At 40.9% G+C, this 26,533-nt stretch carries 17 protein-coding genes (1 of these 17 running past the window's edge); 8 read left to right on the top strand and 9 right to left on the bottom strand.

Annotation, left to right across the window (positions count from 1 at the left end):
• Positions 1-69 precede the first annotated feature (69 nt).
• From cydB to AM608_RS10925, 5 genes are all read right to left on the bottom strand, one after another.
• A complete protein-coding gene (gene cydB, locus AM608_RS10945; RefSeq protein WP_053581767.1) occupies positions 70-1,104 on the bottom strand; it encodes a cytochrome d ubiquinol oxidase subunit II in 1,035 nt (344 codons plus the stop codon).
• Positions 1,105-1,116: 12 nt separating this feature from the next.
• On the bottom strand, positions 1,117-2,463 hold the full coding sequence (locus tag AM608_RS10940; RefSeq protein ID WP_053581766.1) for a cytochrome ubiquinol oxidase subunit I: 1,347 nt from the start codon (positions 2,461-2,463) through the stop codon (positions 1,117-1,119).
• A 267-nt stretch (positions 2,464-2,730) separates the two neighbouring features.
• Complete coding sequence (locus AM608_RS10935; RefSeq protein ID WP_053581765.1) at positions 2,731-4,218, bottom strand: LptF/LptG family permease; 1,488 nt, start codon at positions 4,216-4,218, stop codon at positions 2,731-2,733.
• Entirely contained in the window at positions 4,219-4,866 is a 648-nt protein-coding gene (locus AM608_RS10930; RefSeq protein ID WP_053581764.1) for an outer membrane lipoprotein carrier protein LolA, read from the bottom strand.
• A gap of 74 nt (positions 4,867-4,940) precedes the next feature.
• Positions 4,941-9,281, bottom strand: coding sequence for a translocation/assembly module TamB domain-containing protein (locus AM608_RS10925; protein WP_053581763.1), 4,341 nt, complete (start codon positions 9,279-9,281; stop codon positions 4,941-4,943).
• 1,002 nt (positions 9,282-10,283) lie between these two features.
• Between AM608_RS10925 and gyrB the strand changes: the two genes are divergently transcribed.
• Positions 10,284-12,260 (top strand): DNA topoisomerase (ATP-hydrolyzing) subunit B, encoded by a 1,977-nt coding sequence (gyrB, locus tag AM608_RS10920; RefSeq protein WP_015782574.1) that lies wholly within the window; start codon positions 10,284-10,286, stop codon positions 12,258-12,260.
• A gap of 72 nt (positions 12,261-12,332) precedes the next feature.
• Here gyrB and hemC read toward each other — a convergent pair whose 3' ends face one another.
• Positions 12,333-13,199 (bottom strand): hydroxymethylbilane synthase, encoded by an 867-nt coding sequence (gene hemC / locus AM608_RS10915; protein WP_053581762.1) that lies wholly within the window; start codon positions 13,197-13,199, stop codon positions 12,333-12,335.
• 117 nt (positions 13,200-13,316) lie between these two features.
• Here hemC and AM608_RS10910 point away from each other — a divergent pair, with 117 nt between their 5' ends.
• The gene (locus AM608_RS10910) at positions 13,317-14,237 is read left to right on the top strand and encodes a dimethylarginine dimethylaminohydrolase family protein (RefSeq protein ID WP_015782576.1); all 921 of its coding nucleotides are present in this window, start codon (positions 13,317-13,319) and stop codon (positions 14,235-14,237) included.
• 158 nt (positions 14,238-14,395) lie between these two features.
• A complete protein-coding gene (hemA, locus tag AM608_RS10905) occupies positions 14,396-15,640 on the top strand; it encodes a glutamyl-tRNA reductase (RefSeq protein ID WP_053581761.1) in 1,245 nt (414 codons plus the stop codon).
• Between the two features lie 88 nt (positions 15,641-15,728).
• Here the strand turns inward: hemA and AM608_RS10900 are convergent, their stop codons facing one another.
• Complete coding sequence (locus AM608_RS10900; protein WP_009421152.1) at positions 15,729-16,475, bottom strand: murein L,D-transpeptidase catalytic domain family protein; 747 nt, start codon at positions 16,473-16,475, stop codon at positions 15,729-15,731.
• A gap of 1,076 nt (positions 16,476-17,551) precedes the next feature.
• On the opposite strand from AM608_RS10900, the gene deoC reads away from it, so the two are divergent.
• Together deoC and AM608_RS10885 are read left to right on the top strand one after the other, a co-directional pair.
• Entirely contained in the window at positions 17,552-18,214 is a 663-nt protein-coding gene (gene deoC / locus AM608_RS10890) for a deoxyribose-phosphate aldolase (RefSeq protein WP_053581759.1), read from the top strand.
• Positions 18,214-18,978, top strand: a complete 765-nt coding sequence (locus AM608_RS10885) for an exodeoxyribonuclease III (RefSeq protein WP_053581758.1) — start codon at positions 18,214-18,216, stop codon at positions 18,976-18,978. The genes deoC and AM608_RS10885 overlap by 1 nt, the downstream gene beginning before the upstream one ends.
• A 66-nt stretch (positions 18,979-19,044) precedes the next feature.
• Here AM608_RS10885 and AM608_RS10880 read toward each other — a convergent pair whose 3' ends face one another.
• Entirely contained in the window at positions 19,045-20,319 is a 1,275-nt protein-coding gene (locus AM608_RS10880) for a cell wall metabolism sensor histidine kinase WalK (RefSeq protein WP_053581757.1), read from the bottom strand.
• Between the two features lie 2 nt (positions 20,320-20,321).
• Positions 20,322-20,993 (bottom strand): response regulator transcription factor, encoded by a 672-nt coding sequence (locus AM608_RS10875; RefSeq protein ID WP_002670879.1) that lies wholly within the window; start codon positions 20,991-20,993, stop codon positions 20,322-20,324.
• A 146-nt stretch (positions 20,994-21,139) separates the two neighbouring features.
• Between AM608_RS10875 and AM608_RS12335 the strand changes: the two genes are divergently transcribed.
• The 3 genes from AM608_RS12335 to AM608_RS10865 form a co-directional block, all read left to right on the top strand.
• Positions 21,140-21,283: a hypothetical protein gene (locus AM608_RS12335; protein ID WP_192829492.1), complete on the top strand. Its 144-nt coding sequence runs from the start codon at positions 21,140-21,142 to the stop codon at positions 21,281-21,283.
• Between the two features lie 697 nt (positions 21,284-21,980).
• A complete protein-coding gene (locus AM608_RS10870; RefSeq protein ID WP_053581756.1) occupies positions 21,981-25,280 on the top strand; it encodes a gliding motility-associated C-terminal domain-containing protein in 3,300 nt (1,099 codons plus the stop codon).
• Between the two features lie 9 nt (positions 25,281-25,289).
• Positions 25,290-26,533: the 5' portion of a PorP/SprF family type IX secretion system membrane protein gene (locus tag AM608_RS10865; RefSeq protein ID WP_053581755.1), read on the top strand. It continues 160 nt past the right edge of the window; only the first 1,244 of its 1,404 coding nucleotides appear in the window; it begins with the start codon at positions 25,290-25,292; its stop codon lies beyond the right edge, outside the window.

Below are 26,533 nucleotides of genomic sequence, written 5' to 3'. Positions count from 1 at the left end.
AGAAAAAGTTTTAAAACCTTTTCTCTCTTTTTCTCTCTTTCTTATTTTATAGTGCCTATAAGGCTTGTATTAATAACTGTTTTCATCAATCTCTACTTTGCCCCAGAATACTTTGTAGGCGAAATAAGTGTAGAGAAGCAATAACGGCGCTCCTATCGCGGTGATAGTGAGCATAATCTCTAATGATTTCTGAGAAGCTGCTGCGTTGTAAACCGTGATGCTATTGCCAGTTTCTAAAGTAGTTCTCAAGAAAGTAGGGTGTAAGTTCAGTGCTGCTACCACCATAAAGAAAACGATGGTGAGAATAGTACCGACAAAAGCCTTTTTATAGTCTTTTTTCTTCATAAAGAAAGCTACGCTTAAGATGCTGAGGAGCAATAACGCAGGGAATACTTTCAGTGCAGTGCTATTAGCAATATTTTCAGCTAAATGAGAAGTGAGCATACTGTAAATCGCTACTGCTGTAAACACTACCAAAAAGCCGAGGTATGCATAGTTAATGCGTTTCTCGATGCGGTGGTGCATATCACCGTGAGTTTTGAGAAGCAAATACAAACCTCCGTGTACCATAAAGAGCAAGAGTGTCATTACACCTACAAGTAATGCATAAGGGGTAAGGAAAGTAAAGAGCGCTCCTCCGGTGTACTGAAAGTTCTCGTCTAACGGAAGCCCTTGTAGTACATTGGCAATTACCACGCCTAAGAGCACAGGCAATACGATGCTGCACACGCTATATACGGTATCCCAAGTGTTGCGCCAACGGTCGCTGTCCTCTTTGCCTCGTACCTCAATAGCTACCGCTCTAAAAATAATAAAGGTGAGGAAAAGCATAAAAGGCGTGTTCATAGCCGAAAACAATTCGGCATACATTAATGGGAAACCAGCAAAAATACCTGCTCCCCCAATTACTAACCACGCTTCATTACCGTCCCACACTGGTCCGATAGCATTCAGAGCTACGCGGCGTTCTTTTTTCTTATCGAAGAACAAATGCCACGCCCCAGCTCCAAAGTCAAAGCCGTCTAAAATAGCATAGCCTGTAATCAAAAATCCTATAATGATGAACCACCACGTAGGGTAGTCGATTCCTAAAAATGTTTCCATATCTGTATAATGTTATGCTGTTTGTAATTGTTCTTGAGTTTCGTGTTCATCTATACCGTGAACGATTTTCTTGTTCATCAAGTAGATGAATAGAGCGAAGAGGATAATATAAATAACAGTAAATAAGATAATCGCGAAGAGTATTTGGTTAGCCGATACCGATTTAGAAAGGGCTTCGCTCGTACGCAAGAGTTTGTACACTATCCAAGGCTGGCGACCCATTTCGGCTGCAAACCAACCTACTTGATTACCTATTTGTGGCAACAATACACTCCATACGAAAATGTGCAAGAGCCAACGTTTGTTGTATAATTTGCCTCTCCACAATAAGAAAGAAGCATAGAGAGTGAGTGCGATGAGCAACATACCAATGGCTACCATTATATGATAGAATTGGAATACAGCATTCACTTGCCCTGGACGGTCTTCCACTGGATATTGGTCAAGACCTGTTACGGGGGCATCAGCATCAAAATGCACCATATACGAAAGCCCTTTAGGAATACTTAACCCGTGAGTTTCCTCATTCTTTTGGTCTACCCAACCAATAATGTAAGCATCACCAGGCCCTGTTTTGAAGTGTCCTTCCATAGCTGCTAATTTCTCTGGTTGATTTTTAGCTACACCATCGGCTGAGCTGTGTCCTGAAACCAATTGCAACAAGCACACAATTGTACCGATGATAAGAGTTACTTTAAAGGCTTTTTTAGAGATTTCCACGTGGCGACCTTTGAGTAAATACCAAGCGTGAACGCTCAATACCAAGAAGATACCAGCTAAGAAAGCTCCTTGCCATACGTGCCATATACGGTCTATGCTCGAAGGGTTGAACACCATCGCCCAAAAATCAGTAATTACGGCTTTAGCTTGCATACCTTCGCCTGCAATTACATAACCTGCGGGGGTTTGTTGCCAGCTGTTGGCTATTACTATCCAGATAGCGGAACACATAGAGCCTAAGAACACCCCAAGGGTAGCCAAGAAGTGCCATATAGGCTTTACTTTATTCCAACCGAAAAGTACAATACCAAGGCAGGTACTCTCTAAAGCGAAAGCAAAAACACCCTCAGCAGCCAAAGCACTACCGAAGATATCACCTACATAACGCGAATAGGTAGCCCAGTTGGTACCAAATTCAAATTCCATTACAATCCCTGTAGCGACTCCTAAGCCGAAGGTAAGTGAGAAGATGCGCGTCCAGAAGCGGGCGAGCGTGTCATACTCTTTTTTACCAGTGCGTAGGTAGATACCTTTAAAAGCTACCATTAGTAATCCAAGCCCTATACTTAAAGGCGGATAGATGTAATGGAAAGCAATCGTCAGTGCGAACTGCACCCGTGCTAAAATTTCTGTCTCCATATGTCGAGTAATTTAATTAGTAAAATATGCGACAAAAGTACACTATATGAGTAATATACCAAAAGAAAAGTAGAAAACGGATATTAATTTATATTACATCTAAATAATATAGCTCTTTCTCTACTCTCATACCTAACTTATCGCTAGCTTTACCTCTGATAATTGGTTTTATCATTTTTTTTCGGTATTGTGATGTTATAAAAAATCAATGGATACTCAATACTCTGAATATCCATTGATGAACTTATAATTAGATATTATCGATTTTTACTTGTTCTTTTTAATTTTCCCTTTTATTTCTTTCACTTTGTCTTCTACAAAGCGCATTAGTTTATTGGTAATAGGAAAATTGAACACTTCTTTATCAGTAGTAACCCTTGTAGTGAGGTAAATACCCAAAGGCAGAAGTATCAAAGCAGGTATCCACGGTGCTAAGGCTGGGTTGATAGTGTTGTTCTCAGCTATATTTTTCATAAACATTCCTATAAAATAATAAGCTAAGAACAGTATCATTGCTATTACCAAAGGCATACCAATCCCTCCTTTGCGAATGAAAGCTCCTAAAGGTGCCGCTACGAAAAAGAGCACAAAACAAGCCACCGTAAGAGCAAACTTATCACTGAGATTTAAAATGTGTAAGTTCATTAGTTTATAGCGATATTCAAGGTCGCTTTGCCGGAACTCCACATTGTCTAACTGAGCTTGGTTGGTATTGATAGCCATATCAAGTACCATTGATTTTTGTGTGTTATTCAGTTTGTTAAAGAGCTCTCTCACCGAAGTAATCTCCTTAACAGGTTTAGGTTTCTCTTGTTTTTCCCCTTCGGCAGAAGAGGGTGGCGGAGGGGCTACTGAGAAACCTGTACGACGAAACATATTATTGCCATAGTCAGTAATATTCTGTTTGAAATCGGTGCGGAGTGAGTCGATAGCGTAATTAAGCTGTCCTACATTCATCATACGATAGGTAGTAGCATCGGTTTTCTCGTTAAAATCTACATTGTTCAAATGCGAAAGGTCTAGATTGATGATGTATTTTTTAAAGTATACCTTGGCAAAAGGTTCTTTTTGTTGGGCTTCGTAAGTGTTGGTTTTAATATCCTCGTAATAAGTCCCGTCTTCCAAAATAAGCTGTAAGAAGTTACTATTAGTCTTAGAACTTTTGAGTTCTCCTCGCTTGGCATTGATTACAGTGCGATTTACTTTATCGGGAGTCTTTTTGTGAATGAGCACATTCTCTAAAAACTCGTCATTATCACCTCTTTTTTTTCCTACTTTTATGCTTATATCCTCCCCTATGTTAGAGAATACACCTTCGGCTATAGCCATAGCAGGTTTCACTTTGGCAATGTTCGATCTAAGGGTATACACCTCGCGATAAGCTACTGGAATTACATTATTGGCTAAAAAGAAAGTGCCTAAACTCAGTAATGCCATCAGTATAATCAGCGGACGCATTACGCGCATTAGCGAAATACCTGAGGCTTTCATCGCAGCAAACTCATAGTTTTCAGCAAATGCCCCAAAGGTCATAATAGAGGCTATTACCACTGCCAAGGGCATAATGATAGGGATAAGTTGCGGAATAAAATAAATTAGAAACTTGAATATAATCCATAACTCCAAACCACGCCCCGCTAGCTCATCAATGTATGTAAAGATTGTGTGGAATACAAAGATAAGAACAAGTATAGAGAGTGCTCCTAAAAAGTTAGTAAGGAACTGAGTGATAATGTAGCGGTCTAATATCTTCATCTATAATTCACTGATAGTATAGCCGTCTTTTTTGTACTTCTCGCGGTCGAATTTAAAGATATTGTTCGAAATAGGCTGGTTTGTTTTAAAAGTATTCACTGTGATAGTGGTTTTAGTACCGTTCTTTCCTATTTCAATAAGGTTGTAGATGTGTTTAGTTTGTATATCTATCCCCAACAGAATTTGCTTTACATCAGTATTAGCTTTCTGTGGTTTTAGCTCTACATATTGTATTTTGCGCCCGCGTACATTTTGCTGTATATCCCATTTGTACTTATAACCTTTCTTATAGAAGGTAAGCATTTTTGAAGGAGTAATCGCATTGTCGTCATTGGTGTTTTTCTCTATGGTTACTTCTTCATTCTCGGGTACTATGGTATAGGTCTTATGACCATCGTATATTTTAGTAGCCCCCAGATAATTTAGCACATACTTGTTTTTGGCAATGGTTACATTACCTTTGGTTTCCTGATTGATATTCTCAGCAATATTATCGAGGTTATACTTAAAATCTATATAGATATTATTGTAAGCAACCATCTTGTTGTACACTTCGTCCAATAGCTTTTTTGCCTTGTCTACTTGCTGGCTATGTGCCTGAAATACGCCTAAAAATAAAGCAAAAGCTACAATAAATATTCTTCTCATTTCTAGTGTTTTTAATGATTTAGTCTCTGTCTAATAGCAATTATTGTTCCAAAGTTTTATTGCGATATATATTTTTACTTCTCTGTCTTGGGTTCTATCACTTTGCCTCCCTTTTTAAATATCTTTTGCATCAACCCTTTAAAGGTATTGAAATCTACCGAATAGGTCAGTCCTACTCCTTGGGCATACCCTATACGGTCGAGCATATACTGTTGCCATTCGTTCTCTCGGTTGAATATTTTAGCTGTGAGGCTACCGTCGGAGTTTAAGCGGAATTGTACCTCTACGTTACCCGCCACTGCCGTACGGCTCACTCCTCCCACAGGGATACCCACTTTGGCATTCACACTCGCCCAATCGGTGATTTGGGTAGAGACAGTAAAGCCCAAACGGTCGCTGTTGATGTCGGACGAACCGTCATTAATCCCCGCTTCGTACGATACTCCCAAGTTCAACTTGTTGTCTTCGTCCGAGAGCAATTGGTTAAACAAGCCTGCTGCCGTTTCAAAGAGGTTGTAAGCTACCAAACGGTTATCGGTATTCTTTTCGCTCATAAACGAACCCTGTGCCAAGAGCGAAAAGGCTTGTAACTGCTTGCGGTCTTGGTCTTCAAGCTTGTAGTTGAGCTCCGATACCAAACTCGGGCTACTATCAGGGAAAGTAATGTCAAACAAGGTTTCGGGGCGCATCAATTCTCCTTCTAATTTAATGATTACCTGAGTGTTGATTTTCCGGTTATACTGACTGCTTTCCAATAGCGTACTTGGGTTCGCACTGAGGGTATACGCCGCTTTCAAGTCGCGCAAAGTGGCTCTTAGCGGGTCGCCACTCCAAGAAATAGACCCCCCTGGGAGCACCGTAAAACGCTTGTCGATGATGTTTTCGTACTTGAAATTATAAAAGCCCGAATAGGTGATAAAGTCCCCCCACATATTAAATTTGCCGTTGGTATTGATTTCAATAAGGAGCGTACCTGCCCCACGCCCCACAAGGTTACTACCCGTTTTTCTATCCATCACAATTTCCACTTCGGCAGTAGGAAGGATATCAAGCTCAAAATTCAGTTCTAACCCCTTGATAGACTCCAATTCTCGGTTAATTTTTACTTTTTTATCGCCCTTCTCTACAAAAGTGATAAACGAGTCATCGCCCACACTCTCACTATCGCTGAGCGGTATTTTGAAGGACGTACCCTCTTCGGTCTTCGCATTTACTTTAATCGCAATTTCGTCCAATGCTCCTTTAATGCTTGCATTCCCTTTGATAAAGGCAGTCCCGTAGAACAACGCATCATCAGTATAAGGGGTGTTGAGCACCATAAAGCGCTTGCCAAGGGTTTGCAATCTTAGGTCTAAAAACCAATCTAATAGTTTGTTATGCCTAATCGAACCATTCAGTTTGGCTTGTGTTTTATAAGCGGTATCGGTCAGTAGCCAGTTGTCTATATCAAACGTCTTGTTGTTTACCTTTATCCGTGCACCTTCCTGAATATCAGTGTTCAGTTTCAGGTACGTAATCCCCACACCTGCTTTGTGCAAGGTGAGTTCGCCGTCCATCAGTGGGTCGGTTACGCTACCGTCTATCTTCACTTGCCCCGACATCGTGCCTCTAAGGTTGTAGAAGACTCCTTCCAAGAACGGATTAAAAGGCGAGAGCTCAAAGTCTCTAAAATAAGCCGTAAGGTCAAGCAAAGTACCCCGCTTCTTGTCTAAGTTAATTTTCCCTCTCGTAGCAAAGCCAAGAGCCCGCCCGTTAGAGAAAAACGCCCCTACATCAAACGACGACAAATCACTGTTACCAAAGATACCCACTTCCAAATCGCCATAGTCATAGCCATTCAGTTTAAAATAGCGTATAAAAAGGTCTGCCGAAGGGTAATATAAGTTCCCGCGTTGAGTAAGCGACACGTTACCATTGAGCGTTCCCGTGAGGTTGAGCCCTTTGATTTCGGGTACTATCTTGTCCATCGCTACGTTATGCGCAACTAAATGTAGGTTCTTATAATCTTTGGTAGTGATGAGCCCACTGAGGTTCATATATTGGTTTTGGTGCGCCATCTTGAAGTTGCTCACCTTAATCGTATCGGCAGTGCGATTGAGCACAATCTTGTTGTACTCATTCATCGCATTCTCGCGGTTGATATACCACGCATTGCCTTTGAAGTTTATCAGTGATTTCTTAATCCCTATAATCGACTGTTGTTTCTTGTTCAAAGTATGGTAGAAATTCAGCTCATAAGTATCTCTGCCGGTATCGCCCCCTTTGAACTCAGTACGGAAGAAAAGCGTATCTTTGATAGTGGTATTAATCAGGTTAAAATCTTGAATGGCATACACCCCAAAATCGGCTTTCTTCACTTCAAAATAAGTATTGTACAGCGGGTTTTTATTGTCTATTTCAAGACTGATACTGTCTATCTGAGTGCCGTATGCATTCACGCTGGGCGACTTCATTTGGAACTTAAAACTCCCTTTATCGGCATCTATATTCCCGTTGATGAAAGTGTTTCTGCCTATCTTCACTTTGGGCACAAACACTTCTACTATCTTGTTGTAAATATCAAAATGGAAGTCTACGTACTGGTTTTTCTCTATCTTATACGGGTTGTATTGGGCATAGATACTTCCCACCGCATTTTGCATTACCTTTTTTAGCTCAGCTAACTTGAACTTTCCTCTTACATTCCCGCTCACAATATCAGGCGAATTAATCGTGATTTCTTTCACGCCATTGTTCAAGGTTGAAACGACCTCGAAGTCTTTAAAGGTAAAACTTCCTGCTGAATTGATGTAATTGGTGTGTTTAAATGATATTTTACCCACAATATCGTCCAACTGATTGCCCGAAATGTCTATCACTACCTTACCACATAACTGCGATATGCTGTCCATTTCCATAAAGTGTAAAGCGTGCAAATCGGCAATAGCAATATCCGCTTGAAAGTCAAATTTGTTGTTTCTCCCCGATAGGTCAGCAAGTCCGTTGAAGTTCATCGTAAGGTTCGGGTCTTTTGCGTCTATTTTGCCGTTAAACACCTGATTCCTAAACTCCCCATTAATGCCTATGCGCTGGTAGTTATAACCGTTGTAGCCCACCGAATGAACCGTGCCATTGGCGTAGAGTTGCATAGTTTTAAAGTTCAATCCCTGTCCGCGCACTGTCATATCGGCAGTGAGTGCGCCCATAGTCGGGTCGTCCAAAATCTTGCCCAAATGAAACTGATTCGTAGTGAGCGTACCTCTAAAAGCCGTTTTATCGGTATGGGTAAGGTCTTCCAAAGAGCCGTCAATATGTGCTTCGCCGTCATTGGTTTTCAGCAGTACATTGGCTTGTAGCGAAGTAGTTCTGTAAGCAAAATCACCTTCTACTGAAAACATTCCTAACCTTTGTAGTTCCCCTGGAATATTTTCACCCAAATCCTTAGGCATTAAGTAAGCCAAATCGTTATAAATACTCTCGGCATATACACCTTTGCCTATCACGGCTATATTAGCGTGTTTTGCTAATAGGTTTTGGAAAGTTAAATCTCCCTCAATAAGCGTGTTCTGATAAGATATTTTTCCCTGCGGAATAGTGAAGTTGTTGAGCGTTCCTTTCATCGTTACGCCCTCTAACACAATGTTTCTACCTCCGTTGAAGCCATTGTAAAAAGCGTTCAAATCGGTAGTGTTTACCGTAGCTTTGGGCAGATTAACGTCAAAGACTACCTTGTTCACAAAATCGCCAAAACTGCCGTTGTGAGAGAACATCGTTATAGTACCCTGAATGTCCGTCAATGCCGTTTGCAGTCGCAAATCCTTGGCTTGCATCAAGCTATCGGTATAGCTGAACTGTGTATTTAGGTGGGTAACATTCAGTTTGTCATCAAAGCGGAAGTTCCCTTCTTGCATCTCAAAAAACACTTTGCTACCCAAGATTTTAAAGTCGTTTAGCTTAGTGTTCAGATGGTCTACTTTCAAGATAGAAGGATTGGCGTTATTCTCGTCCGAAATACGGCAATAGCTATCTTTTAGCTTGATGCTTTTTGCCTTCATCACAAACTTGCCCGTGCTGGGTTCTCCCGAATCGAATTTGTTTACAAACACGTCCAGGTTAGACAAAGTATCACCCTTATGGGTTTTCATATTGAAAATGAGACTATCACCCTTTATGTGTCCAAAGTACAAATTACCGTCAAACAGCTGTTTAAAGTCTAAAATAGAAGTCGTGAGTTTCTTTGCCGAAATAAGCGTATCTTGCTTGTGGTCGCGAATAAGCACTCGTTTGATATCCACATCCCCGTTGATTTTCAGATGTATGCGCTCTATATTTAGGTCGATATCAAAATCTTCATTCAGGTAGTTCACCACCTTTTTAGCAATGAAGGTTTGGGTGGCGGGTAAGGTCAAAAGCAGAGCCGTAACCCCAAGTAACACAAGGGTTATAAGGAAGAAACGGACAAGTATTTTTCGTAATCTTTTGATAGAATGAGTTCTTTACTGCTGACTTAGCGTGCAAAGATACGAATAAAATTGAAAAGCAAAAAAAGATATACTGAAAAAATACCCAAACACACTAAAATAGCTTCTTTTCTCCTTCATCTTACCCCCGCTTTATCTTCATCGTGCCTTCGCTTTATCTTCATTGTACCTTCGCTTTATCTTCATTGTACCTTCACTTTCTCTTCATTGTGCCTCCGCTTTATCCTTATTGTACTTTTACCTTATCTTCATTGCGCCTTCGTTCATTCATCACCTGTCCGTATGACTCGCATCGTCTTACCACCACCGCAATCTCCTTTTGAAGAAAGTCCACATTTGTCATTCGTCACTTGTCATTCGTCATTTATCGCCTTTTCCCTCGCCACACTCCCCCTTTTCTGTCATACTCCCTCCTATTACCTATGCCCTAAGACTCCACACCACCCATTTTCTCATTTTCAAATTTGCTAATTCCCTAGATTATCCCTTCTCCTTTCCGTCACACTCCCTCCTAGTGCCTATGGCCTAAGGCCTAGTGCCTCTTCCTCTTTCTTTCGCCTCGAAACCCCGTTTTTAACATTTTTTGTATCGCTGTATTATATTATGAATCAACTTTTTACACAACCTTTCTATACCAATCGTCCAAGATTCGTATAAGCTTCCTATAAGCTCTCTATAAGCTAACCCCACCCTCCTTATACCCTTTTTTCACCAAAAATCCTCCCAACTCACTTTTTATATTTTTCGTTTTCCTCCGATAACCCAGACCAGTCCAATTTGTCCGACAAGTCAGACCCGTCAAAAAAACTTTTTATCACTACCCATTTGCTAATTTCCAAATTTCCTAATTCTCTAATTTTCTAATTTTCTCATTTTCTAATTTTATTTATCTATTATAAAATTTGCTCATTAATAAATTAATTCATACCTTTGCACCCTTGATTCGATATTAAAATTATGGCAGAAGAATTATATAACGAACAACAAAATTCAGCTGAATATTCGGCAGACAATATCCAATCCCTTGAAGGAATGGAACACGTGCGTATGCGCCCCTCAATGTACATCGGCGATGTGGGCACGCGCGGGTTACACCACCTTGTATACGAGGTGCTCGATAACTCTATCGACGAAGCGCTCGCAGGCTATTGCGATACTATTTCGGTAACCATTAATGAGGATAATTCTATCACCGTGGAAGACAACGGTCGCGGTATTCCAGTAGATGTCCACAAGAAAGAAGGCGTTTCTGCCCTTCAAGTGGTAATGACTAAAATCGGTGCCGGAGGTAAGTTCGACAAGGGTTCTTATAAAGTATCAGGTGGTTTGCACGGGGTAGGAGTTTCCTGCGTAAATGCCCTTTCCGACCATCTTACTGCTACCGTATACCGCGACGGCAAAATATGGCAACAAGAATACCAACGCGGGGTAGCGATGTACCCTGTAAAACAAGTGGGCAACACCGATAAACGCGGTACTAAGGTTACTTTCCACCCCGATGAAGTAATTTTTGAACAAACTATTGAGTATAAATACGATACCCTCGCAGCCCGTATTCGCGAGCTCGCTTATTTAAATAAAGGAATTACTATCACCCTTACCGACCTTCGCAATAAAGACGAAAAAGGTAACTTTATCACCGAAAAATTCTATTCACAAAACGGACTAAAAGAGTTCGTTAAATTCCTCGATGGCAACCGTATGCCTATCATCGGAAACGTGATAGCTATGGACGGTGAAAAGAACGGTATCCCTGTGGAGGTCGCTATGATTTACAACGATTCATATAACGAGAACCTACACTCGTACGTCAATAATATCAACACTTCCGAAGGAGGTACTCACCTACAAGGTTTCCGTATGGGGCTCACTCGTACCCTCAAAGCCTATGCCGATAAATCAGGCTTGCTCGAGAAGATGAGTAAAGATAAAAAGAACCCTGTGGAGATTGAAGGTGATGACTTTCGTGAAGGGCTTACCGCTGTCATTTCGGTAAAAGTAGCCGAACCTCAATTTGAAGGACAGACAAAAACCAAACTCGGTAACCGCGAAGTAACCTCAGCCGTATCTCAAGCCGTAGGACAAATGCTCGAAGATTATCTCGAGGAAAACCCTAACGATGCCAAAACCATTGTCGAGAAAGTGATTTTGGCTGCTCAAGCACGTCAAGCAGCACGCAAAGCTCGTGAGATGGTACAACGTAAGAGCGTGATGAGTGGTGGCGGTCTTCCTGGTAAACTCGCCGACTGTTCTGAAGAAGATCCAGAAAAATGCGAACTTTTCCTTGTCGAAGGAGACTCAGCGGGCGGTACAGCTAAACAAGGACGTAACAAAGATATCCAAGCAATACTACCCCTCAGAGGTAAAATCCTCAACGTCGAAAAAGCAATGCAACACAAGGTGTTCGATAGTGATGAAATTAAGAATATCTATACCGCTTTGGGTGTAACTGTGGGTACTGAGGAAGATGCCAAAGCACTTAATTTGAGCAAGCTCCGTTACCACAAAGTAATTATTATGTGTGATGCCGATGTAGACGGTTCGCACATCACTACTCTTATCCTTACGTTCTTCTTCCGCTATATGCGCGAACTTATAGAGAACGGACACGTGTATATTGCCACACCACCGCTCTATTTAGTAAAAAGCAAAAACAGCAAACGCGAAGAGTACGCTTGGAACGACAAACAACGCGATGCGCTTTCAGCTGAAATGGGCAATGTGAATATCCAGCGTTATAAAGGTTTGGGTGAAATGAACGATCACCAGTTGTGGGATACCACTATGAATCCCGAACACCGCACCCTTCGCCAAGTAACCATCGACAACGCTACTGAAGCCGACCGCGTATTCTCTATGCTGATGGGTGATGAAGTACCACCACGTCGTGAGTTCATCGAGAAAAACGCTAAGTACGCTAAAATCGATGCGTAGTTATAGTATAACAAGCAATAAAAAAGCGCAACACTTGGTTACAAGTGTTGCGCTTTTTTTAACCATTAATCGTTAACTTCTTACCATTGTAGCAAGTTTTTCTCCCGTATATTCATCTATTTGAGTGAGTACTTCGTTTATTACCGAAGACTCTTTGCCATCTTCGCTCCACAAGCCTCCTTTGAAGTAGAGTTTTTCATCTTTAAACTCAGCAAAAGCTCCAATAGGTGCGGTACAGCCGCCTTCTAAAGCGCGAAGAAAATCGCGTTCTAATTGAGTAGCTATATAAGTATAATCGTCGTGGAGAGGGAGTAGTTTTTTCTGCAAGGCTACGTTATCCTCGCGCACCACCACTACGATAGCTCCTTGCGCAGGTGCAGGTAGCATCCAATCCAGTACCAAGTGTTTTTCAGGTAATTTATTAATGCGTTCCAAGCCCGCAGCAGCAAAGATAGCCCCATTCCAAGGGTTATCGGTGAGCTTTTGCAAGCGGGTATTTACATTTCCCCTTAAACTCTCTATATTATGATGTGGGTAGCGGTGTAACCATTGCGCCTTGCGTCGCAAACTGCTGGTGGCTATAGTTGCTATTTCCGCCTTTAAAAACGAAAGGTCACCCTTGTACACTAATACATCGTGAGGATTCCCGCGCTTGAGCACCGCCCCTACGACGATTCCTTCAGGTAAAGCCGTGGGTACGTCCTTCATACTATGTACGGCAATATCTATTTCGCTATTGAGCAAGGCAATATCCAGCGCTTTGGTAAAGATACCGGTAACTCCCATTTCGTAGAGTGGTTTGCTTAGCTCTATATCTCCGTGAGATTTAGTGCTTACTATCTCAGTGGAATAGCCTAAGGTTTTTAATTGGTTTTGTACCGTTTTAGCTTGCCAGAGAGCCAACTCACTATCGCGTGTACCTATGCGTATGGTGTTCATTGTATTGAATTTAGGGCGACAAAAGTACGAAATAATTATCAATTAGCAATTGAGAACTGATAAATTTGCTAATTACCAAATTATTTGTATCTTTGCCCAAAACAAGACAATATTAATATGCTAAAATTACATATTACAAACGAAACTGATCAATTAGAAACTGTGATTTTAGGCACAGCTACTAGCAATGGACCTACTCCAAAGCTCGAAGAAGCCTATGACCCTAAATCGGCGGAGCATATCAAAGCGGGTACTTATCCCATAGAAAAGGATATGGTTGCTGAAATGGACGCTTTTTGTGCAGTACTCCAAAAATACGGCGTAACCGTTTATCGCCCTGAAATCATTACTGACTGCAACCAGATATTCACTCGCGATATCGGTTTTGTGATTGAAGATACTTTTATCAAAGCTAATATACTACCCGATAGACAAGAAGAATTTCAGGCTATTGAGTACATCGTAAACCAAATAGACCCTAAAAAAGTGATAACCCCTCCTGCTGATGTTCATATTGAAGGGGGCGATGTAATGCCCTGGAACGACCATATTTTCATTGGGACTTATAAAGGGGAAGATTATAAACAGCAAATCACAGCTCGTACTAATGTAGCAGGGGTGGCTTTTATTCAAAAGCTCTTCCCTCAGAAAAAGGTAAAGGAGTTTGATTTGGTGAAATCACAAACTGAGGCGCGCGATAATGCCCTCCACCTCGACTGTTGCTTCCAACCGATTGGTAAAGACAAAGGAATTATCTACAAAGGCGGTTTCCGCTGTGAAGCTGATTATCAGTATTTGGTAGACCTCTTTGGCAAAGAGAATCTCTTTCATATAGAGCGAGAGGAAATGTACCATATGTTTAGCAACATCTTTTCTATTAGCCCAGAGGTGGTGGTTTCTGAAAAGAATTTTACACGCTTGAATAACTGGTTGCGCTCACAAGGTTTTACCGTAGAGGAAATACCGTATGCCGAGATTGCCAAACAAGAGGGATTGCTAAGGTGCTCTACTTTGCCTCTCAGTCGCTGTGGCAATTAACAAATAGACAAAATGATAAAAAGACTAATTATTTAGATTGTTTACATATTTTATTTTTTTAGAATAAAAGTTCGTCGTATCTTATGTGATTTACGGCGAACTTATTATTTTTGCGCTTGCGAAACACAACTACTGATAGTATCAATTACTAAAAAACTATGTCACAACCTACTATATCTAAGAATAAAACCTTTTACTGCATTGGACTCAGCTACCAGAAAGCTGATGCAACGATGCGTGGAATGTTTAGTCTTACCCCTGAAAACAAAGACCAATTGCTCTCCCAAGCTAAAAGTGAAGGCTTTGAGGAGCTATTGGTAATTTCTACTTGTAATCGTACGGAGCTCTATGGTTATGCCGAACACCCTTTTCAGCTGATACAACTGCTCTGTGAAAATTCTAATGGGTCGGTAGATGATTTTCAGAAAGTGGGTTACGTAACAAAGAACAAAGAGGCTGTGCATCATCTTTTTGAAGTAGGTACAGGTTTAGATAGCCAGATTCTTGGGGACTTTGAGATTATAGGGCAGATAAAACAAGCCTTTACCCTCTCGCGCGACAAAGGTCTTGCCAAAGCCTTTTTGGAGCGATTGATGAATTGTGTTATTAACGCCAGCAAGCGTATCAAGAACGAGACGGCGCTTTCTTCAGGGGCAGCCTCAGTATCGTTTACGGCGGTGCAATATATTATGCAGAATATACCTGAGGTGTCGCAAAAGAATATTCTTCTCTTTGGTGTAGGCAAGATAGGTCGTAATACGTGTGAAAACCTCATCAAGCACACTCAAAACGAACATATTACTCTTATCAATCGCACACGCGAAAAAGCAGAACAAATAGCGGGTAAGTTTAATGTAATAGTTAAAGATTTTAACGAGTTACGAAATGAAATTAGCAAAGCAGATGTACTCATAGTTGCCACAGGGGCTGCTACTCCTACGGTGTATAAAGATTTTATCAATCCGGCTCAACCGATACTCATTTTAGACCTTTCTATTCCTAAGAACGTGGAGGAACAAGTGGCAACACTCCCCAATGTAACCCTTTTGCATATGGACGAGCTTTCTAAGCGCAAAGACGAAGCCTTAGAGCGTAGAAAAGAAGCGATTCCACAGGCTTTGGAGATTGTAGAAGAGGTAAAAGAAGAGTTTTTTCAATGGTTAGATAACCGCAAGTTTGCGCCTACTATCAAAGCGTTAAAAGCGAAGCTTGAAAGCCTTAAAGAAGCTGAAATGGACTTTCAGCGAAAGAAAATCGAAAACTTTAACGAGCAACAAGCTGAAATGATAAGTAACCGCATCATTCAGAAGATAACCACGCAATTTGTAAACCACTTGAAAGATACCTCGTCAATAGATGAAAGTATCAGTTGGGTACAAGAGGTGTTTCAGTTAGAAGTATAAGACATCTATATAAGAAAAATAAAAAAGACTGCTACACAGCAGTCTTTTTTATTTTTTAAGTATTCAGATAAGGATAATCAAAATTTATTTAGAAGACGGATTCGTCGTCAATAAGTTTTAAAACATTTAAGTATTTAGAGGAGCTGAGGTATTTTGCATCGTCGTAATAAGCAAAAATCATTGTTTTTTCTTTGATAGTTTCAATGACTTGTTTATATATGTTTTCGGGCAATACAGGACAACCTAAACTTCTGCCCATACGCCCCGTACGAGCTATGTAATTTTCATTGGCGTAATTGGCGGTGTGGATAACTACTGCACGTTTGGCTAAGTTACTATTATAGCCTTTTTCATCGCCGTACAACATTAGGCTAAATCCTTTACTACCGATGTAAGTAGTACCTGTAATGTAAAAGCCTATACTGCTTTTGTTGGATTCCATCGCATCTGAAAAAGAGGAGGACTTTATTTCTCCACTATTTCTACCGTGTGCTACATAGGTGTAATACACTATTTTCATCTTCTCTAAGTCGATGGTATAAAAGCGCTTAGAGCTACTATCTTTTGTAAAATCAATAATAGAAAAGAGGTCTTTTTCGTTTAAGCGGTGTTGCTTTCTGAGAGATTGATAGCCTATATAAGCGTAGCGAAAAGCTTCGAAGCTAAGGTCGTATTGGGCGGCGTTTAGCTCGTTATACAAATCTTTAATGTTAAGTTCGACTTTTTTTAAGGCTAATAGTTTTTCTTTGCTAAGATGTGAATTTTGGGCGTGTACGAAATACAAAAAACTGCTTAATACAAAAATAAGGAATAAGAAAAAATACTTTTTGTTCATAGTGTTGTTGTTCGAAACATTTTTTAATTGTTAAATAAGAATTCATTGCGGGTGCAAAGGTAGTATATTTTTTTTACGTTGTATCAGAAAGGTGACACTTTAACATTTATTTAACACGTTTAAATAATTTCCATAATACCCATAAGAAGTAGCGTAATAGCCTTTGTGATGGTTGATAGCAGTATTTTTCAGCCACACCATAACGCAATAATTGTACCAATTTGATGTTGATAATACCAGAAATTAGAAAATGAGGAAATTAGAAAATGAGGAAATGAGGTGGAGTTTACAAAAACGTGCTAGTGTATTGATTGTTAGTTTATTCAACTTTGGTAAAGTTTTAAACTTTGCTAAAGGTCGTAGCACGACGGGCATAGAAAATTAGAGAATTAGGAAATTTGGAAATTAGCAAATGGGTAGTGATAAAAAAGGTTTTTTGACGAGTCTGACTTGTCGGACAAATTGGACTGGTCTGAGTTATCGGAGGAAAACGAAAAATATAAAAAGTAAGTTAGGAGGATTTTTGGTGAAAAAAGAGTGTAAGAAGGGTGGGGTTAGCTTATAGAGAGCTTATAGGAAGCTTATACGAATCTTGGACGATTGGTATAGAAAGGGTATATAAAAAGTTGATTCATAATATGATACAATGAGTGTAAAAATGGTAAAAACGGGGTTTCGAGGCGAAAGAAAGAGGAAGAGGTGATAGGCCTTAGGCCATAGGCACTAGAAGGGAGTGTGACGGAAAAGGGAAGAAATGACGAATGATGAATGACGAGAGATGTGACGCAAAAGCAATCACGATATTGTTAATCAGAGATAATCACTCTTTTTAATTCTTAGATTCGCTTTACTATCTTTGCTGTTAGAAAAAAAATATCTACCTTTGCCAAAAATATTTAGAGCTACGCAGGCAGAAATTGTAAGATTTGAAACAGAAGTAAGTGCGTTAGACTTCTCTTTACTTACAACTGTTAAGAAGAAAGTTGTAATAACACGAGTGTAAGAACAAATAAGAATTGACAAATAGAAAAGAATCGGTTGGACTCTTTTCAGTTTTAACTTTTAACTAAAACAATATGGAATTAAACAAACTAATTGACCACACACTTCTAAAAGCAACGGCTACCATTGCGGATATTGAGACCCTTTGCAAAGAAGCAGTGGAGTACGATTTTTATTCGGTATGTGTGAATAGCTGTTATGTAACAACAGCTAAGAAATTTTTAGCAGGCACTGATATCAAGGTGTGTAGCGTGGTAGGCTTTCCCTTAGGAGCAATGTCGGCTAAAGCAAAATACTTTGAGGCGGGTGAAGCTCTCTCCGATGGTGCCGACGAGATTGATATGGTGCTAAACGTAGGCTTGTTAAAATCTGGTGAAGTGAACAAAGCGTTAGACGAAATTATATCACTGAAACGCTGTGTAGGTGAGAATAGAGTGCTAAAAGTAATCCTCGAAACTTGCTACCTCACTGACGAAGAAAAACGCTTGGCTTGCCGTATAGCTCTTGATGCTAAAGCGGACTTTGTAAAGACCTCTACAGGATTTGGCTCAGGAGGGGCTACCCTTGCTGATGTGAAACTAATGAAAGAATGTGTGCAAGGCAAGGCAAAAATAAAAGCCTCAGGAGGTATACGCGACTACGAAACAGCTATGCAGTACGTGAACTTAGGGGTACAACGCATTGGTACATCGAACGGTATTGCTATCTTAAAAGGAGAAAAAGGAACAGGCTACTAATGAAAATTATCAGTTATAACGTAAATGGCATTAGGGCAGCGCTTACGAAAGGCTTTGCCGAGTGGCTGAAAAGCGCTAACCCCGATGTGTTGTGCTTGCAAGAGATTAAAGCCACAGAAGACCAAATTCCTACGGAAGTTTTTTCGGAATTGGGCTATAAATATCAGTATTACCACAGTGCAGAGAAGAGAGGTTATAGTGGCGTAGCGATACTCTCTAAAATAGAACCTAAGCACGTGGAAGTAGGTACGGGTATCGACTATATGGATAGGGAAGGACGGGTGCTTCGCGCCGATTTTGAGACGCTATCAGTAATGAGTCTGTACTTGCCCTCAGGTACAAACCCTGACCGTCTTGACTTCAAACTGACTTTTATGGCTGACTTTCAAAAGTACATAGACAAACTGAAACAGAAGGTGCCTAACCTCGTTATCTGTGGTGACTATAACATCTGTCACGAGGCGATAGACATTCACGACCCCATACGAAATGCCAATGTATCGGGCTTCCTTCCCGTAGAGCGCGAGTGGTTGGATAAGTTTATGAAGAGTGGTTTTATTGATAGTTTTCGCTATTTCCACAAAGAAGCACATCAGTACTCGTGGTGGAGCTATCGCGCGAATGCTCGCAACAACAATAAGGGTTGGCGCATCGATTATCACTTGGTATCTGCTCCCTTAGAAAACCGTATGGAGCGCGCGCTTATTCTCCCCGAGGCTAAACATAGCGACCACTGCCCTATCTTATTAATGGTTAATGATTAGTGGTTAATGATTAAAGACTGTCCGAAAAGTTTATGCTGTTTATGTTTTTCGGACAGCCTTTGTTTTTTATTTCTTCTTTAAAGTAAAACAGTGCATTTCCTCTTCAAAACTATACTTCACCTGCAATTGATAACTATCGGCGATAGACTTTACAATAGCTAAGCCTAAGCCGGTGGAAGTAGCGTCCTGTTGCCCTTTGTGGAAGCGCTGGAAAATCTTGTTGGGGTGTAAGCGTATTCCGTCTTTGGCAGTATTCTTCACTTGAAAACAGTTTTCTTCTAAACGGACTTGTATCTCCCTTCCCTTTTCGGTGTATTTAATGGCATTGCACAATAAGTTCGACACGAGTACCGTTGCTAAATCCTTATTCATTTCCACTTGAAAATCACTATCTTCTTTCACCGTAATTTTCAATTCTTTAAAAGCTATTAAATCACTGAGATCTTCTATAATAGTTGCTGTGAGCGCTTGAAACGATATGCTCTCAGCTTGCTTGTATTGGTGATTTTCTATGCGGGTGAGCATCAGTAGCGACTTGTTTAAGTGAGTCATTCGCATTAGTGACTGCTTGACTTCGCTAAGCTGAACTAATTGCTTTTCGGTCAGTGAAGGGTCATCGGTTAATAGTTCTAATTTGTTGAGGGTAATAGCTAAGGGTGTTTGCAATTCGTGTGAAGCGTTCTCAATAAACACTTTCTGTTCTTCAAATACCACTTCATTGCGTTGCCACATTTGCTGGATATTGTCGTGCAACACGTTGAACTCAATTACATCGGTAACGATGGGCTGTAGTTTGGTTTTATTCCCTACTTCATATTGGCGAATAGCTGTGAGTATCCTCTTGAAAGGTTTCCATATTTTGTTGATAACTAACAGATTGACAAGATACATTGAGAGTACCAACACCACATACAATACCCCCAGCGCAATGGCTAAATTGAACAGCAAATCGTCTTTTTCTACCGTAGAGGTGCGTATTTCAAGCGTATAGGGATTCATATCGCGGTCGTAGAAGCTCGTTTTGAGTACCCTGTATGGCTCGTCTTCATCATCAAAAGGCATATAGAAAAAGGCATTACTAAGAATATTGTGGTGGGAGAAATCTTCTTGCGAAGGGTACACTCTAAAGTCCTCGATACCAAATTCATTTATCTTTAACAGTTCGGGGTGGCGAAGGATATTTTGAATAATGAGCGTCTTCTTGTCTTTCAGTCCGTCATCGATATTGTCGTACACCTCGTCTAAAATATAAGCGTAGAACACCGCCGCCCACACCGCCAAGATGAGCAAAAAGGTGAGCGTGAGGTAGCGCAAGGTGTAGTTTTTCAGTGATATTTTCATAGTTATACCAATTTATAACCAATGCCATAAACCGCTTGCAGGTCTATTTCGGCTTCGGCAGTTTTGAGCTTTTTGCGGAGATTCTTTATTTGCGAATAGATAAAATCGAGGCTATCCACTTGGTCGATATAGTCTCCCCAGACGGCTTCGGCAAGGGTGGTTTTCTCCACCAATCGTTCAGGGCGAATGATAAAGTAATACAACAGGTCGTATTCCTTTCGGTTGAGAGTAAGCGTTGTATTGCCTACCTTCACGGTACGGGTTTCGGGAAAGAGCTGTACGTTTTTGAGGGTAATCACTTCCTCACCTTGCTGGTTTTTGCGTCGTATAATTGATTTGACGCGAGCCAAGAGTTCGGCGAGGTGAAAAGGTTTTGCAAGATAATCGTCAGCACCCTTTTCGAGTCCGAGCACCTTGTCCTCTACTGAGTCTTTCGCCGAGATGATAAGCACGGAATGGTTCTTTTTCATCGCCCTAAGCTCGTCGAGCAATTGCATACCGCTACCGTTGGGCAACATAATGTCCAAAAGAATGCAATCGTAGTCGTAGTCGGCAAGTTTAGCTAGCCCCGAAGGGTAGTCTTTTGCTGTTTCCACCAAAAAGTGTTCTTGTTCGAGGAACTGTCGCAGGGTGAGGCGGAGTTCTTTTTCGTCTTCTATAATCAGGATTTTCATACGGGGGCAAAGATAAAAAATAATTGCGAATGAAGAATGATTGGGAAATGAGGAAATTAGAGAATGAGGAAATGAGGAAATTAGAGAATGGGGTAAATGAGAAAATGAGGAAATGAGGAAATTAGAGAATGGGGTAAATGCTAATAATGCCAGAAATACCAGAAATGTCAATAATACCACCAAGGGGAATGGACGGGTCGGACAGGTTAGAGGAGGGATTGGAGGATTCGGAAGGAAACGGAGATTTTCAGAAGAAGGTTAAGGGCGTTTTTGATGAAAAAAGGGTGTAAGGAGGGTGGGGTTAGCTTATAGAGAGCTTATAGGAAGCTTATACGAATCTTGGACGATTGGTATAGAAAGAGTGTATAAAAAGTTGATTAATAATATAATACAACAATGCTAAAAATGTTAAAAACGGGGTTTCGAGGCGAAAGAAAGAGGAATTAATGACAAGGGACGAATGACGAATGACGAAGGTAATGTGGTGAAAATATCTCCCTTCTCACATACCCAGTTGTTGCTGGCTATCTCAATGAGGGGGAACGTAGCGAGTTACTTATTTGGTAAGCCCCCGAACCCCCGAAGGGGGACAAGCTGGAAAAGGTGATAAACCTCCCCTAGCCCTCTTCAAAAAGGGAATGTAGAGACGGGGATTATACCGCTTATGGTTTTACCTTTTAGCTTTTACCTGCGTAAGCTTTGCGTTAAACATTCTTAAAAGATTCTTAATTGATGCTTAAAATTTCACAGGAGTAGCACGATGGTATAGGGAATGTGAAGGAGAATTATATAACGAAAAGTGTGTAATTTTCAGCAAGTTATAACAAAAAGCAGGTAGAGATATTGGGTAAAGGTAACAGAAGAGTGTAAAAAAAATGGACAATTATTTTTGTGTAGATATTTCTTTTTCGTATCTTTGCACCGTGTATAGTACCCAGTGGGTATGATTTATAGTATTTTTAGCAATGTTTTAATTCGTATTTTAAAATGAAAGTAAGCAATTTTTTTAAATACATAAGTGTTTTTCTGCTTTTATACTTCTTTGGTATTGAGGGGGTACAAGCACAGCAAAATAAATTACTACACGCAAAGAGTAATTTTAATACCAGTTTCTGTGTTACTCCCAATTATAACGGAAAAGTCATCGTTACTAATCCTGATGGTAGTAAAACTACTTCAGGATTTAGAGTTAAAGTTCGTTGGTCTCCTCCTCTTCCAAATGCGGATAATAAATATATATTTGAACTATCAGATGCTAACGGAAGTTTCAATAATCCTACTGTATTACCTTATGAGACTGATGGTATTCCAAAAGGGAAAACAATAAATAATGTTCTATTTTTTGATGCTTATCTAACTTTTCCTAAGACTCTAAATGGTAAAAAATATAGAATTCGTCTTCGTTCAACTAATCCAGCAAGTGAAGTAATTGTTATAGGTGAACTAAGCGGTAAGGAAGAGTTTGAGGGTAATTTTATAAATGCAACAGGATCTGTAAAAACAGTACCTTCAGGTAATGTAAACCTTTGCCCTGGACAAACTACAGAAATATCTGTAACCCAAATATTCACAACAGCAAGCAATAATATTTCAGATTATAATTATGTTTGGTATAAAAGTGATATTGGGGGTAATAATAGTGTAAGAATAAATGGACAGACAGGTCCAAAAATAACAGTAAGTGAAGAGGGAACTTATAGGGTTTATATTGATTATGGAGCTTGTACAAATTCTGACCAAAACATTTCCAAATCCAATAATATTAACGTTAGAATAAAAGGAGGAGGACAGTCGTTAGTACTTAGTAGTTCTGCTACTGAGATATGTAGCTCAGAGAGCTTTACCCTTACTGCTAGCCCTGCGGGTACCGATACTTATTCGTGGTATCGCGACAATACTAAGTTGGGTGAAACTAACGGGGTGGCTACCTATGTGGTGTCGCCCCCCAATAACTTGCCAGGTAAATACCGCGTACAAATAGGCGACGGAGGTGGTTGTGGCGTGCGCTCTAACGAGGTGGAAATAAAACATAAAGATGCTATTAAAGCTAATATTACTACCACGGGGGGCAATGTATTGTTACCCAACAAACAGCGTACCCTCAGCGTAAACACCACTGCCCAAAATCCTTCGTACAAATGGTTTAAGGACGGGGTGGAAATACCGGGGCAAACTGCCAATACTTATGTAGCCACCAGCGCAGGCAAATACAAAGCCCAAGTAATCCAAACGGGCAGTTGTGCCTCGACGGTAGAAACGGAGGAGTACGAACTTAAAGCCCCTGATAGCTTCAAGGTGAGCATCAAGCCTAAAACTTCTTATCAGCCTTGCGAGACGAACAGCATAGACCTCACGGTAGACAAAATCACAGCCGTATCGGGTGCTACTGAGCTTGCAATAGACCCGAGCGACTATTCGTTTTTCACTTTTCAATGGCAAAGAGAAACGGGCGGTGCATTTACCGATATCAATACCACGCAAGAAATCACCCTTAACAGCGCTACCCAAAACGGCAAATACCGCTTGAAAATAACGGCTTCGGGGTTTCCTGCCATTCCTGAATCGAATGTATTAGATATCCAATTGCAGGACAGCAATGCGTTGCGCATTAACAACAGTGTAGATAATGTGGATTTCTGTGGAGAAGTGTATACGCTCACGGTTACCACTGGTGCCGACCCTACGGCTACTTACACTTGGTTTAAAGACCGCGCACAGATAGCGCAAGGGGTAGGAATGACCGAATATGGGGTAACTACCACAGGAGTGTATTATGCTACCATAGGCGGTACGGGCGGAGGTTGCCCCGCTACGTCCAACTCGGTAGTGGCAAAGCGTACCGTTATCACAGCACGTTGGGCGGAAGATATGAACACTCGCGAGATTTACTACCCTGCAAAAACTACGGTACTGAAAATATCGCACAATATGACCAACCCTACTGTGGAATGGAAGAAAAACGGCACCGTAATAACAGGCGTTACGGGGGTAGAATACACGGTTACTGATACGCCTGTATCGGCTGACGTATACGAAGCAAAAATCACCGATGGCGGTAGTTGTGGTACAAGTATCAGCCTTACCCCTATTTACTTTGAAACCATTGCTGATATTAAAGGCGTGAGAGTGGGAACGGTAGCGTCTACCAACTGTGAAACCCGTACGCAAACCACTCTTGAAGTACAAAAGATAACCGTACAGCTAAGCAGTAGTGGAGAACAGGTGGAAGTAAAGAAAATAGATTACCAATTCTTTAACTTCCAATGGCAAAAAGACAGCAACGATGTGCCAGGCGAAACCCGACAGCAGTTTGTCGTGTCGCGCGCAGGCAACTCAGAATCGGCTAAATATTCTGTGCGGGTTAGTTATGGTACGATTATCAAGACTTCGGACGAAAAACCGGTAGCGTTTACTCCTATCCCCGATTTTGAAATATCGTCGGCTGACGGTGCGAAAGGAACAGTATTCCTTTGTCAAGGAGGAACTATTAGTCTTACCGTAGCTGCTGATAGCTTCGACCCTAACTCATCAGTAGCCGATAGTTTTTCATACGTATGGAAGAAAGTAACGAGTGCCAATTACACTAACGACACTCCTATAGGCAGTGAAAACCCTACGGCAAGCGTGAACGAAATAGGCGAATACTATTTAGAAATTAACAACGGCGGTTGCCCTAAACGCGCTCATATACAAGTGAAGAACTACCAAGTAGGCGGTTTGAAATTGAGTTTAATGCGCGACAGTCAAGGCACTGCTCCTGTGAAACAAGTATACCAAACCAGTACAGCACGTGAGCGCAAGTTCGACGTGCGTATAGGTGATAGATTAGTTGCCGAAGGAGGTAATAAATTCAGCTGGACAAAAGATGACGGCACGGTGAAATACGGCACAACTTTGGAGGTAACCTCTGAGGATATGTCGGGTTCTTATACACTGAAAGAGGAGTCGTGCGTGGCAGCAGGCGAGAACATATTGCCTTTTGAACTGAATATCTACCAAGTGGTGGAAGTGCCTAATGTGGTAACTCCTAACGGCGATGGCATTAACGATAAGTGGGAAATACCGTCGGTATACCTCACTCCGAAAGTGAAGGTAACGATATACTCACAAGAAGGTAAAGAAGTACTCTCGACAAACAACTACCAAAATAATTGGCCTGATGAGCGTACTTTCAATGACCTTGGCAAGCGTGCGCTTATCTATATCTATACCCTCAAAGGTGAGATTACCGAAAACGGCGAAACGAGAAGCGTGGATAAGAAAGGAACCATTACAATACTTAAATAAGAATTGACGATGAAGATAGTACATAACATAACGATAACAGTGTTGGCGCTTAGTGTTCAGTTTTTATTTGCACAAAGTGATGGTAATTACCTACCCTACGAAATGCCTGGACATACGGCTGTAAAATACAACACCTACCTAATGAACCCTGCGTTTCCAATATTTAGCAAGAATGAGTCGCAAATTACCTTCTTTCATCGCAACCAGTGGATGGGCTTTAAGGAAGATAAGTTCAATACCTTTGGGCTCTCTTATGGCAAGAAGTGGGGTGGCGATGCAGGTAGAAAGAATGATTACTACGATGGCAACAATATGGCACACGGGTTGGTTTTCCAACGTACAGCAGGCATATTTGCCAATATAGGTATACTAGGGAACTACGTACACCAAGTAGAGATATCAGATGATAACTTTTTGCGCTTAGGGTTAAACGTAGTGTTTGCCCGCAGTAGTATCGACAGAAATAAAGTGCGCGCAAACGTGCAAGACCCCTTGATAGAGAATGCGAAACCTACGAGTATCATCAACTTACAACCAGGGGTAGACGTAAACTTTAACTTTTGGCATTTTGGTATTACCGCGGAGAACCTCTTAGACTATTCGTTTTCGGCAGGAGAAATGGCAGTGCCTTTTAATGAAAAGTCGCTCACCGCTCACGTGATGTATCGCAAAGAGTTGGATTCTCGCAGTGATTTCTTAGAAGATGGCTTTTTTAGTGTATATGCTAAAGCTAAGAGAACCAAAGATAATTTTCAAATGGGCGGACACGTGATGTTGGACGTTCCTCTGGGTTGGGCTTACGCCGGTTATGACCAAAAATATGGAGCTTTCGGTGGCTTAGGCTTCAACGTGACTAACCACTTGAGCGTAGGATTTGGCTACGAACAAACCATTGCTAACTATGTAGCTGAATTGGGTGGTAGTTATGATGTGGTAGTTTCTTATCAGTTTGGTGGCAAACATCACATTAAGAAACCAATTAAGACCACTCCTCCTGAACCTACTGTGGTAACACCTCCAACGCCTAAGGTAGTAACTCCTACGGTAACAGAAACAAAAACACCTACGGTAGAAACTCCTAAAACAACAACTAAAACACCTACTGTTCAAGAAGAATTAGACAAGCGCATAAGAGTGGTAGAAGACCCAAAAATAGAGGGTATAGCACAAGGCTATTATGTGATTGCAGGAGTATTCCAAAATCCTAAAGGAGCCTACCAAATGAGACGAGATATAGAGAATTTAGGTATCAA

Source organism: Capnocytophaga sp. oral taxon 323 (assembly GCF_001278825.1).
Taxonomy (GTDB): domain Bacteria; phylum Bacteroidota; class Bacteroidia; order Flavobacteriales; family Flavobacteriaceae; genus Capnocytophaga; species Capnocytophaga ochracea.
Note: the sequence above shows the minus strand (reverse complement) of the source record. Positions and strands in the feature narration are given on the sequence as shown.

Coding starts and splice junctions, on each gene's coding strand:
- cydB (WP_053581767.1), bottom strand. CDS start 1,104: ATGGAAACATTTTTAGGAATCGACTACCCTACGTGGTGGTTCATCATT.
- AM608_RS10940 (WP_053581766.1), bottom strand. CDS start 2,463: ATGGAGACAGAAATTTTAGCACGGGTGCAGTTCGCACTGACGATTGCT.
- AM608_RS10935 (WP_053581765.1), bottom strand. CDS start 4,218: ATGAAGATATTAGACCGCTACATTATCACTCAGTTCCTTACTAACTTT.
- AM608_RS10930 (WP_053581764.1), bottom strand. CDS start 4,866: ATGAGAAGAATATTTATTGTAGCTTTTGCTTTATTTTTAGGCGTATTT.
- gyrB (WP_015782574.1), top strand. CDS start 10,284: ATGGCAGAAGAATTATATAACGAACAACAAAATTCAGCTGAATATTCG.
- hemC (WP_053581762.1), bottom strand. CDS start 13,199: ATGAACACCATACGCATAGGTACACGCGATAGTGAGTTGGCTCTCTGG.
- AM608_RS10910 (WP_015782576.1), top strand. CDS start 13,317: ATGCTAAAATTACATATTACAAACGAAACTGATCAATTAGAAACTGTG.
- hemA (WP_053581761.1), top strand. CDS start 14,396: ATGTCACAACCTACTATATCTAAGAATAAAACCTTTTACTGCATTGGA.
- AM608_RS10900 (WP_009421152.1), bottom strand. CDS start 16,475: ATGAACAAAAAGTATTTTTTCTTATTCCTTATTTTTGTATTAAGCAGT.
- deoC (WP_053581759.1), top strand. CDS start 17,552: ATGGAATTAAACAAACTAATTGACCACACACTTCTAAAAGCAACGGCT.
- AM608_RS10885 (WP_053581758.1), top strand. CDS start 18,214: ATGAAAATTATCAGTTATAACGTAAATGGCATTAGGGCAGCGCTTACG.
- AM608_RS10880 (WP_053581757.1), bottom strand. CDS start 20,319: ATGAAAATATCACTGAAAAACTACACCTTGCGCTACCTCACGCTCACC.
- AM608_RS10875 (WP_002670879.1), bottom strand. CDS start 20,993: ATGAAAATCCTGATTATAGAAGACGAAAAAGAACTCCGCCTCACCCTG.
- AM608_RS12335 (WP_192829492.1), top strand. CDS start 21,140: ATGCCAGAAATACCAGAAATGTCAATAATACCACCAAGGGGAATGGAC.
- AM608_RS10870 (WP_053581756.1), top strand. CDS start 21,981: ATGAAAGTAAGCAATTTTTTTAAATACATAAGTGTTTTTCTGCTTTTA.